Source organism: Mycobacterium sp. UM_CSW (assembly GCF_000455205.1).
GTDB lineage: Bacteria > Actinomycetota > Actinomycetes > Mycobacteriales > Mycobacteriaceae > Mycobacterium.
Map to the genome: position 1 here is coordinate 50,937 of NZ_AUWQ01000048.1, position 10,853 is coordinate 61,789.

At 69.0% G+C, this 10,853-nt stretch carries 8 protein-coding genes, 1 tRNA gene and 1 pseudogene; 2 read left to right on the plus strand and 8 right to left on the minus strand.

What is annotated here, in order from left to right; genetic code table 11:
• Window positions 1-84 precede the first annotated feature (84 nt).
• The 8 genes from N415_RS17860 to selD all read right to left on the minus strand — a co-directional run bounded on the left by N415_RS17860 (window position 85) and on the right by selD (window position 10,423).
• Window positions 85-639 (minus strand): type 1 glutamine amidotransferase domain-containing protein, encoded by a 555-nt coding sequence (locus N415_RS17860; RefSeq protein ID WP_068184721.1) that lies wholly within the window; start codon window positions 637-639, stop codon window positions 85-87.
• A 13-nt stretch (window positions 640-652) separates the two neighbouring features.
• The gene (locus N415_RS17865; RefSeq protein ID WP_068184724.1) at window positions 653-1,822 is read right to left on the minus strand and encodes a zinc-dependent alcohol dehydrogenase; all 1,170 of its coding nucleotides are present in this window, start codon (window positions 1,820-1,822) and stop codon (window positions 653-655) included.
• Complete coding sequence (locus N415_RS17870; RefSeq protein WP_068184726.1) at window positions 1,819-2,763, minus strand: SRPBCC family protein; 945 nt, start codon at window positions 2,761-2,763, stop codon at window positions 1,819-1,821. The genes N415_RS17865 and N415_RS17870 overlap by 4 nt, the downstream gene beginning before the upstream one ends.
• 178 nt (window positions 2,764-2,941) lie before the next feature.
• Window positions 2,942-3,928 carry an LLM class F420-dependent oxidoreductase gene (locus N415_RS17875; RefSeq protein WP_068184728.1) on the minus strand — a complete coding sequence of 329 codons (987 nt, stop codon included), beginning with the start codon at window positions 3,926-3,928 and terminating at the stop codon, window positions 2,942-2,944.
• A 126-nt stretch (window positions 3,929-4,054) separates the two neighbouring features.
• Complete coding sequence (gene nrfD / locus N415_RS17880; RefSeq protein WP_068184731.1) at window positions 4,055-5,140, minus strand: NrfD/PsrC family molybdoenzyme membrane anchor subunit; 1,086 nt, start codon at window positions 5,138-5,140, stop codon at window positions 4,055-4,057.
• Window positions 5,137-6,099 (minus strand): 4Fe-4S dicluster domain-containing protein, encoded by a 963-nt coding sequence (locus N415_RS17885; RefSeq protein WP_068184734.1) that lies wholly within the window; start codon window positions 6,097-6,099, stop codon window positions 5,137-5,139. Before N415_RS17885 ends, nrfD begins: the two co-directional genes overlap by 4 nt.
• Entirely contained in the window at window positions 6,074-9,373 is a 3,300-nt protein-coding gene (gene fdh, locus N415_RS17890) for a formate dehydrogenase (protein WP_152531456.1), read from the minus strand. The genes N415_RS17885 and fdh overlap by 26 nt, the downstream gene beginning before the upstream one ends.
• A gap of 57 nt (window positions 9,374-9,430) precedes the next feature.
• Window positions 9,431-10,423 (minus strand): selenide, water dikinase SelD, encoded by a 993-nt coding sequence (selD, locus tag N415_RS17900; RefSeq protein WP_068184772.1) that lies wholly within the window; start codon window positions 10,421-10,423, stop codon window positions 9,431-9,433.
• Window positions 10,424-10,451: 28 nt separating this feature from the next.
• Between selD and N415_RS17905 the strand changes: the two genes are divergently transcribed.
• Window positions 10,452-10,546 (plus strand) — tRNA-Sec (locus tag N415_RS17905).
• 18 nt (window positions 10,547-10,564) lie between these two features.
• Window positions 10,565-10,853: pseudogene (locus N415_RS17910) on the plus strand (L-seryl-tRNA(Sec) selenium transferase); the annotation flags it as partial.

Below are 10,853 nucleotides of genomic sequence, written 5' to 3' on the forward strand. Positions count from 1 at the left end.
CAGCCTGGCAGAGATCGCCGTGGCGATCACGGCCTGGCCTGTGTAATGCCCGCAAACTTGCGGGTTAAAACGGTCCGGCGGCGGCTATCCCGCACTGCCGTGGGCGAATTGCTTGACGATGGTCTCGCAGAACGCGGGCAGGTCCGACGGTGAGCGGCTGGTGATCAGGTTGCCGTCAACCACCACCTCTTCGTCCACCACATGGGCGCCGGCGTTACGCAGGTCCGTACGGATGCTGGGATAGGAGGTCAGCGTTCGCCCCACCGCCACGCCCGCCTCCACCAACGTCCACGGTCCGTGGCAGATTGCGGCGACCGGCTTGCCGGAGACGACGAAGTCGCGGACGAACTTGACCGCGGCCTCGTCCAGACGCAACTTGTCCGGGTTCACCGTGCCGCCCGGGAGTACCAGGCCGCCGAAGTCGCCCACCGACGCGTCCGACACGGGGCGGTCGACGGGGAAGGTGCCCGCGGGCTCGAGATCGTGGTCACGAGCCTGGATTTCGCCCGGCTTCAACGACAGCACCTCGACCTCGGCGCCGGCTTCTTCCAGGGCCGCACGTGGCTGCTCCAGTTCCACCTTCTCCACGCCGTCCGCCGCCAGGATGGCAATCTTTGTCCCTTGCAACTCATTTGACATCGCGATACCTCCTTCACGGATGGAGGACGACTTTGGTGCAGCCGTCCTGCTTGTGTTTGAAGATCTCGTAGCCGTGCGGCGCCTGATCGAGCCCGAGATGGTGGGTGATGATGACGGTCGGGTCGATGTCGCCGCTGCGGATCCGCTCCAGTAGGGGCCGCATGTAGCGCTGCACGTGGCATTGGCCCGTCTTGATGGTCAGCGACCGGTTCATGATCGCGCCGATGGGAAACTTGTCCATCAGGCCGCCGTAGACCCCGACGATCGAGATGGTGCCGCCGTTGCGGCAACTCATCGCTGCTTCCCGAAGTGCATGCGGGCGTTCGGTTTCCAGCCGCATCGCCTGCTTCACCCGATCGTAGGCGTCCACCGGGGTGGACCCATTGCGCGCCTCCATCCCGACCGCATCGATGCAGTGATCCGGCCCCCGCCCGGCGGTGATGTCCTGAAGCCCCTCGAGGACCGGCGTTTCGTCGAAGTTGACGGTTGTCGCGCCGATCTTTTCGGCCAGCTCGAGCCGATAGGGCACCCGGTCGATGGCGATGACCTTCGATGCGCCCAGCAGGAACGCGCTCATGATCGCGAACAGCCCGACCGGACCGGCGCCCCACACCGCCACGACCTGGCCGGGTTGGATATCGCACATCTCGGCGCCCATGTAGCCCGTCGGCAAGATGTCCGACAAGAACAACACTTGATCGTCTGTGAGATCGTCTTCGACCCGAAGCGGTCCCACGTCGGCGAACGGCACCCGGGCGTATTCCGCTTGGCCACCGGCGAATCCACCGAGCATGTGCGAATACCCGAAGAGCCCCGCCGGGGAATGACCCATGAACTTCTCGGCGATGCCCGCGTTCGGGTTCGAGTTCTCGCACAGCGAATACAGGTCACGTTCGCAGGCCGAGCAGGCCCCGCACGCGATCGGGAACGGCACCACCACCCGGTCGCCGACGGCGAGGTTGGGCACCGCCTTCCCGACCTCGACGACCTCGCCCATGAACTCGTGGCCCAGCACGTCCCCGTGCTTGACGGTCGGGATGTAGCCGTCGTAGAGGTGCAGGTCCGAACCGCAGATCGCCGTCGAGGTGACGCGCACGATGGCGTCGCGCTCGTTGAGAATCGTCGGGTCCGGAACCGATTTCACCTCAACGCTGTTGCGTCCCGCCCAGATCGTGGCCTTCATGCGGTCGCTCCTTTTCCGTTGTTACCGTTCGGCTGGGCGGGCTGCTGATGCAGCTGCCGGGCCGCGGCGGTGCCTTCCGGCGAGCCGTCCGAGCGCAGCACCTGACCCGTCTCCAAGATTTGCTTGAACCGCCGAAGGTCGTCGTTGACCTGTTGGTCGGGCGATTCGCCGAGCAGGGTCGCGGCGGCCTTGCCGACGGCGCCCCCCGGCATCTGGTAGCCGATGCGGACCCGAACCTCGGTTCCGTCGCCAGTGGTGGCGGGCGTGAACTCGACGCTGCCGCCGTTTTGGATCGACGAGCCGGGCAGCGATTGCCACGCGATCCGCTCGCCGGGTCGGTCCTCGGTTATCTGCGCATCCCATTGGACCGGCTGCCCCACCGGCGCGCTGGCCACCCAGTGCGAGCGCCCGTCGGAGCCGGTGGTGACCGATTGCAGGTGGTGCATGAAGCTGGGCAGGTTCTCCAGGTCCCGCCAGAAGCGGTATACGTCCTCGGGTGGGCGCCGGACCGTGACCGCGGCGCGCACGGTTCGGTTGCGCGCGCCGTTGGCGTGGCGGCCGCCGCCGTCGCGGGTGGCACGCAGCGCGGCGTAGAGGTCGACCGCCCCGATGCCGCCGAGGACGGCCGCCGAAATCGCGCCCCGGCGCCGGCGACCACGGTCCCGGGCGGCCACGCCGGCCAGCAGCAACGCCACATCCAGGACGTCGCCGGCCACCCGCGTCCAGACCAGCCGGTCCGAGCCGACCGACAACGCGGCCCCATGGCCGCATTCGCGGGCGCCGAGCGCGCGGATGACCCGGCGGGACAGGCGCGTGTCTTCCACGCCCGCGATCGCAGCAACCTTCTGGGGCGCCACCAGCTCGGCCAGACCGAGCCCGAAGCTGGCGCCGGCGAGCGCCTTCACCAGCGGCGCCGTGGTGTTGCCGGATCGATCGTTCATTGTCGACTCCCTTGCCGGGCCGGGCGCAAGCGGGCACAAAACGGCTGCTGCACAGCAGATTTGCTGGCCTTACGCCCGCGCCGGCCCTAAGCCCCTGTTGATACGTCAAACTGCCGGTGGTAGCCCGAAGCCCACGTTGGCTGTCGGATACCCGGGCAGAAACGGCCCAAACTTGTGATCAACCGGCCGCGTCGCGCAGCGCGTCGAGCAAAGGCTGGGCGGCCTCTTTGAGGAAGAGGTCCTGCGTCTCGCCGCCGATCTGGACCAGCGCGATGTCGGTAAACCCGGCCTCCCAGTAGGGTCGGACCGCCTCGACGATCGCATCCAGGTCGGGGCCGCACGGAATCGACTCGGCAACGTCTTCGGGCCGCACGAACTGGGTCGCGCCGGCGAAACCGGCCGGCGTCGGCAGGTCGGCGTTGACCTTCCAGCCGCCGCCGAACCAGCGGAACTGGTCGTGCGCGCGCTGGATGGCGGCATCCCGGTCGGGGTCCCACGACACCGGGATCTGGCCGACCACCCGCCCGCCGCCGGCGAGGTTGGCGGCCTGGCGCGCGGCGTGCCACTCGCGGACGAGTTCCGCGTCGGGCTCCACGGCTATCAGGTGTTCGGCCAGCCTGGCGAACTTCTCAACGCCCTTCGCCCCGGACATCGCGACCCCGATGCCGATCGGAACGTCCGGCACGTCCCACAGCCGCGCCGAGTCCACCTGGAAGTACTCGCCGCGCCAGCTCACCAGCTCGCCGCCGAACAGCTCCCGGATGATCTTGATGGCTTCGCGCAGCATGTCCTGCCGACGCTCGACGGTGGGCCAGCCCCTACCGACGACATGTTCGTTGAGGTTCTCGCCGCTGCCCAGGCCGAGGGTGAACCGGCCGTCGGACAGGATCTGCACGGTGGCGGCCTGCTGCGCGACGATCGCGGGGTGATACCGCATCGTCGGGCACGTCACGTAGGTGTACAGGTCCACCCGTTCGGTGGCGTGCGCCACCGCACCCAGCACCGCCCAGGCGTTCGGCGCGTGCCCCTGCGACGTCAGCCAGGGCGAGAAGTGGTCACTGCACACCTCGAAGTCGAACCCGCGATCTTCGGCTGAAACTGCGTGCCGCACAAGGTCTTTGGGTCCACTCTGCTCGGTCATCAAAGTGTAGCCAAAATTCGTCATAGCCAACTGGATACCCACGCGTTCGCGGACGTAACGCCTTGCGCACGCGAGCCCAACCACACTGCGACAAACGGTGCCGAAACTCGCAGCCTCGTTCGGTTCGCGGGCGCTCACGAGCGCAAACGGCTAATCCGCGGTGGTGATGGAGTCTCCCGTGACGCCCGCCGCCCGGCGCGCCGCCAGCCTGCGCTTCTGCGGCTCGATCGTGTATCGGGGGTCGCGGGTCGACTCCAGCCCCGCCTCGAAGAACCCGAACCGCAGCATTGCCGAGGCCGTCAGCAGCGCGATCCCGGACAGGGCGGCGACGCCGCGGTGTTTCCCGCCGAGCAATGCGCCCAAACCGCCTGCGGCCGCGAGGCGTTCGCTCCACGCCAGCAGCCGGCCCGGCCTGCCGTGGTGCAGCGGTTCCCTGGTCACCGGGTCCATCCGGTGTTCGGTGAACCTGGCGGAGACCAGATCGCTCGCCGCACCGATGATGGCCAGGGTGCGGGCGGGCCCGGCCTCGGCCACCGGGGTGGTGATCATCGCCAATCCCGACGCGGCCAGGGTCGCCGAGCTCGCGAACACGAACGGCAGGTCTTTGTAGGCGGCGTTCCACGTCGGGGTTGCGGTGTCGCTGAGCAGCACCGCGGTGTAGACGGCAAGCGGCGGCGCGAGGACCGCGGCTTCCAATCCCGCCGGGCCCTCGAGCGCGCGCAGCGGGGCCCGCAGCGGGCCCAGCGGGATGCGCTCGCCGGTCATCCGGTCGATCTCGGAGACCGTGGCCAACCCGATCCCGGCGCTGAAGGAGCTCAGGATCCACGATCCGACGCTCATCGGCGAGGTCAGCTTGATGGTCCGCAGCATGTTCACGAAACGCTCGGGCCGGCCTAGGTCCTTCACCAGCGCGACCGCGCCCAGCATCACCGCGATCAGCGCGGACAGCCTGGTGTTGCGGCGCAGCTTGTCCCGGCCGGTGAGCTGCGCGCCGGCCGCCAGCAGACCCGACCCACCGGCGACGCCGCCCAGGAACAGGTATGCCGCCACTTCATGTCCCCACGGCGCGGGCTTGACCACCGGGCGTCCGTAGTACGAGCTGAACTCCGCCTCGGGCACCATCGGCATCTCACGCGAGCCGTCGGCACCGCCCTTGCGCCCCTTGCCCTTTCCGTTGCGCCGCCGGCCGCCCGTCGGCTCGGGCGGGCGCACGCTGTCGAATTCCGAGGTGGTCACCTGCTCCTCCAGAACGCCAGCACCGCCGCGCCGAACATGCCGGCCGCGGCCAGGCCGGCCCGCTTGAACATTTCGGGCAGGTCGGCCGTGCACACCCGCGGGTCGGGCGGCAGCCCGTAGACCTCCGGCTCGTCGAGCAACAGGAAGATCGAGCCGGTGCCGCCCACCCCGTCGTACTCGTTGGCGCCGTAGAGGCGGGCCTCCGTCAGCCCCTGGGCGTGCAACGCGGCGACCCGCTCCCGCGCCTTGACCACCAGGTCGTCGTGGTCGCCGAACTTGATCGAGGTGGTCGGGCAGGTCTGGGCGCACGCCGGTGTCTGGTCCTCGACCAGGCGGTCGTAGCACAGGGTGCACTTCTGGGCCACCCCGGAAACCGGTTTCTCGCTTGGGGAACCCGGTCGCTGCGCCGGCGTCGTAAAGGTGCCGTCGCTGCGCCGCTCGACCACCCCGAACGGGCACCCCGCGACGCACGTGCCGCACCCGTTGCAGACGTCGGCCTGCACGACGACCGTGCCGAATTCGGTGCGGAACAACGCACCGGTCGGGCAGACGTCGAGGCATCCGGCGTGGGTGCAGTGCTTGCACACATCCGACGACATCAGCCAGCGGAACTCCGGCGTGTCCGGCGGGCTGGTGTCCGGAGGTGCCGGCACGGCGGGCATCCCCAAATCGATTAGCGCCCGGCCGGATTCGCGCGCCTGATCGATGCGGTCGCGGCCCTGCTCGATGAACGCGACGTGCCGCCACGTGCTCGCGCCCAGCGCGCCGGTGTTGTCGTAGGACGAACCCAGCAGCTCCAGCTCCCCGTCGCGCGGGTTGCGGTTCCATTCCTTGCAGGCGACCTCGCAGGCCTTGCAGCCGATGCAGATCGAGGTGTCGGTGAAGAATCCCTTGCGCGGCTTGGGAACTGCCCAACCTGCTTCGGCGGCCGGGTCAGTCGGTCCGCTCAGCTGGCCCATCGGCTCCCCCTTCCCCGACGGCGTCGCTCAGTCGTACATTTCCCGTCTCGGCAGTGGCGCCCGAGCGAGATTGGTATTCGGCGATCAGGCGGAGCAGCTCTTCGCCCTGCGGCCGGCGGCCGGGCCGAATGTCGCACGACCCGGCCTTCGACTCCTGGATCTGCACGTTGGGATCCAGTGTGACGCCCAGCAAGTCGTTGGCCGCGTCCCCGCTGACCACCGCGTCGCCGCCGACGCCCCAGTGGTAGGGCAAGCCGATCTGGTGCACCGTGTGGCCGTTGATCACCAGCGGCGCGACGCGTTCGGTGACCAGCACCCTCGCCTCGATCGCCGAGCGGGGCGAGACGATGGTGGCCCACCCGTAGGGCTCCAGGCCGCGCTCGGCGGCCAGCTCAGGGGACACCTCGCAGAACATCTCCGGCTGCAGCTCCGACAGGTAGGGCAGCCACCGGCTCATGCCGCCGGCAGTGTGGTGCTCGGTGAGCCGGTAGGTGGTGAACACGTACGGATACACGTCGGCCCCGGGCTCGCCGGCGCTGGGCGCGCTGAGGTTGTCCTTACGCGGGAACGTGATTCGCGACGGGTTTCGTTGCTGGGGATACAGCGCGTTGGCGACCGGGGACTCCTGCGGTTCGTAATGCGTGGGCAGTGGCCCGTCGACCATCCCCTTCGGGGCGAACAGCCAGGCTTTGCCGTCGGCCTGCATGATGAACGGGTCATCGCCGGCCAGTGCATCCGGGCCGCCGATGTCCGGATCCGGCCGGACGTGTGGGGCGCGGTCGACCGGGAAATCGGGCACGTCGTCGCCGACCCAACGGGCGCGCTGCTCATCCCACCAGATGTAGCGCTTGCGCTCACTCCACGGTTTGCCATCCGGGTCGGCCGATGCGCGGTTGTACAGGATGCGGCGGTCGGCCGGCCAGGCCCAGCCCCACTCGGACTGGCTGGGACTCGGCCCCCCCAGCGGCGACCGTCGGGCGGCCTGGTTGACCCCTTCGGCATACACCCCCGAGTAGATCCAGCAGCCGCACGACGTCGACCCGTCGGCCCCCAGCTCGGTGTACCCCGGCACGGGCTGGCCGGCCTTGGGCCCGGTCAGGTAGCAGCCGCTGATCTCGGCCAGCACCGCGGTGGGGTCGGGCTCGCCATGCTCGTCGGTGGGGTAGTCCCAGGTCAGGTCCAGCAGCGGCCGGTCGCGTGCGTCGGTAGAGCCGGCCAGCCGCTGCCGGATTCGCTTGCCCAGCTCGACGAAGAATTGCAGCTCGCTCTGGCAGTCGCCGGGCGGGTCGACGGCCTTGTGGCGCCACTGCACAAGCCGTTGGGTCTGGGTGAACGAACCGGCCTTCTCGACGTGCGTGGCCGCCGGGAAGAAGAACACCTCGGTCTCGATTTCCTCGGTTTTCAGCTCGCCGGAGGCGATTTCGGGGCCGTCCTTCCAGAAGGTGGCCGACTCGATCAGGTTGAGATCGCGCACCACCAACCACTTCAGGCGCGACATCCCCATGCGCTGCAACCGGCCGTGCGCCGAGCCGACGGCCGGATTCTGGCCGAGCAGGAAGTACCCGTCGACCTCGTCGTCGAGCATCGACATGACCGTCTGGTACGTGCCGTGCGGGCCGGACAGCCGCGGCAGGTAGTCGTAGGCCCAGTCGTTGTCCGCCCGGGCGGCGTCTCCCCACCACGCCTTGAGCAGGCTGACGAAGTAGGTGTCCGCGTCGGCCCAGAAACCCTTCTGATTCTTTGGCCCGACCGCTTCGATGTACTCACGGAACGTGTCGTGCACGCCGGCCTTCGGCATCGACAAGTAGCCGGGGAGCAGGTTGAACAACGTCGGAATATCGGTCGACCCCTGGATGGTGGCGTGACCGCGCAGCGCCATGATCCCGCCGCCCGGGCGACCGACGTTGCCGAGCAACAACTGCAGAATCGTTGCGGTGCGGATGAATTGGGCTCCCAGCGTGTGCTGAGTCCAGCCGACGGCGTAGGCGAAACACGTGGTGCGCTCACGCCCGGAGTTCTCGACGATCGAGCGGGCCAGGTAGTCGAAGTCTTCGGCGCTGATACCGCAGACGTCGCGCACCATCTCCGGCGTGTACCGCGCGTAATGTCGTTTGACGATCTGAAACACCGTGCGGGGATGCTGCAGGGTCTCGTCGCGCAGCACGCGAGCGTGCGGCAAGGGCGGACCGCCGCTGCCGTGCACGTCGCCGGCCGCTCGGGCGGATGCGCTGGAGCCGTGCTCTTGACGGTGTTGGTCCTCTTCCTGTCCGGCATAGGCCCAGGTCGACTGGTCGTACTGCCCGGTCTCGGGATCGTAACCGGAGAACAGACCGCCCAGATCCTCTGTGTCACGGTAATTTTCGTTGATCAGCGTGGCCGCATTGGTGTACGCGACGACGTACTCCTTGAACCACAGTTCGGCAGAGATGATGTGGTTGATCAGCGCCCCTAGCAGCACCACGTCAGAGCCCGCCCGGATCGGGATGTGCTTGTCCGACACCGCCGACGTGCGAGTAAACCGCGGATCGACGTGAATCACCTTGGCGCCGCGCGATTTCGCCTCCTCGACCCACTGGAAGCCGACGGGATGACACTCGGCCATGTTCGAGCCCTGGATGACGATGCAGTCCGCGTTGGCCATGTCTTGCAGTGTTTGGGTGGCGCCACCGCGCCCGAAGGAGGTCCCCAGACCGGGAACCGTGGAGCTGTGTCAAATACGAGCTTGATTCTCGATCTGAATCGCGCCGGCGGCGGTGAAGAGCTTCTTGATGACGTAGTTCTCTTCGTTATCCAGGGTGGCACCGCCGAGTGCGGCGATCTTCATGGTGCGCCGCAGCGGATGTCCCTTCTTGTCGATGTCCTGCCAGGAATGGCGGCGCGCCTCGACGAAGCGGTCGGCCACCATGTCGATCGCGGTGTCCAGCTCGAGTGGCTGCCACTCGGTCGCTCGCGGAGCGCGGTAGAGCACCTTCAGCTGCCGGCCTGGCGAGTTCACCAGCTGTTCACTGGCAGCACCCTTGGGACACAAGCGGCCTCGCGAGATCGGCGAGTCCGGGTCGCCCTCGATCTGGACCACCCGTTCGTCCTTGACGTACACCTTCTGCCCGCAGCCGACGGCGCAGTAGGGACAGATGCTTTGGACCACGCGGTCGGCCGTCGTCGTGCGCGGCGCGACGGCGCGGGTCTGTTTCGAGGTGACGGCCGACCCGCGGCCGAGCTTGTCCCCCGAGCGCAGCTGACGCACGACGGGCCACTCCAGGAAAAGCTTGCGCATCGTCTTTTTTGGGGCCATGCCCCTAAGCCTAGTGCGCCCGGCCGAAACCCCGCCCGCTCAGCGCACCACGATCGGGTGCTCGGCGCGGGGCACCAGCTCCCCGATGACGGGCGCACCCGGGATCTCGCCGGCGATCAGCAAACCGCCGGAGGTTTGCGCGTCGGCGAGCAGCAGGGCCTCGTCCTCGCCGACCGCGGACAGGTCCGCGTGCGGCGCCACCCAGTCGAGGTTGCGCCGGGTGCCGCCGCTGACGTAGCCGGCCGCCAGCGCCTCGCGCGCGCCATCCAGATACGGCACCGCCGCCGAGTCGATCACCGCCGTGACCCCGCTGGCTCGCGCCAACTTGTAAAGGTGGCCCAACAGGCCGAAACCCGTTATGTCCGTTGCACAATCGGCGCCCGCTGCCAGCGCCGCGGCCGCCGCGTCGGCGTTGAGGGTGGTCATCACGTCGATCGCCTGCTCGAAGCGCTCCCCGGTGGCCTTGTGCCTGCTGTTCAGGACGCCGATGCCGAGCGGCTTGGTCAGCGACAGCGGGGTGCCGGGTTTGCCGGAGTCGTTGCGCAGCAACCGGTTCGGGTCCGCGACCCCGGTGACGGCCAGCCCGTATTTGGGCTCCGGGTCGTCGACGCTGTGCCCGCCGGCGAGGTGGCAGCCGGCCAGGCCGCAGACGTCCAGCCCGCCGCGCAGCGTCTCGGCCGCCAGCTCGAACGGCAGCACGTCGCGCGGCCAACCCAGCAGGTTCACCGCGACCACCGGGCGCCCGCCCATCGCGTACACGTCGGACAGCGCGTTGGTGGCCGCGATCCGGCCCCAGTCGTAGGCGTCGTCCACCACCGGGGTGAAGAAGTCCGTCGTCGCGATCAGCGCCGTGCCGCCTTCGATCCGGACCGCCGCGGCGTCGTCGCCGTGGTCGAGCCCGACCAGCAACTCGCCGAGCGGGTCGCGCGGCGCGGCCGGCCCGAGTCCGCGCACGATGTCCTCCAGTTCACCGGGCGGGATCTTGCACGCGCAGCCGCCGCCGTGGGCGTACTGGGTCAGTCGGTAAGTCACGAAGTCCATAATTGTCGCCATGGTCCGAGGAGGCGTGTCCGGTCTGGTGACCGGCGCGGTCTTCAAAACCGTCGAACGGCAGACGCTGCCGCTGGCGGGTTCGATTCCCGTCCGCCTCCGCCATACTCCCCCGAGCCTCACATGAGCGACCCGCGCCGACGGGTGCCCGGGACCGACGTCCTGCTCGCCGACCCGCGCCTGGTCGAGGCGCAGCGCGTGCTGGGCCGCGCACTGGTGAAGTCGGTGATCGTGGAGGCGCAGCGGCGGGCCCGTGCCGGGGAGATCGAGCCCGAGCGCGTCGCCGAGCACGCCGTCGCCGCCCTTCCGGCCACCGCGTCGAGCCTGCGGCCCGTCCTCAACGCCACCGGCGTCGTCGTGCACACCAACCTGGGCCGGGCGCCGCTGTCACGGGCCGCCGTCGACGCGGTGG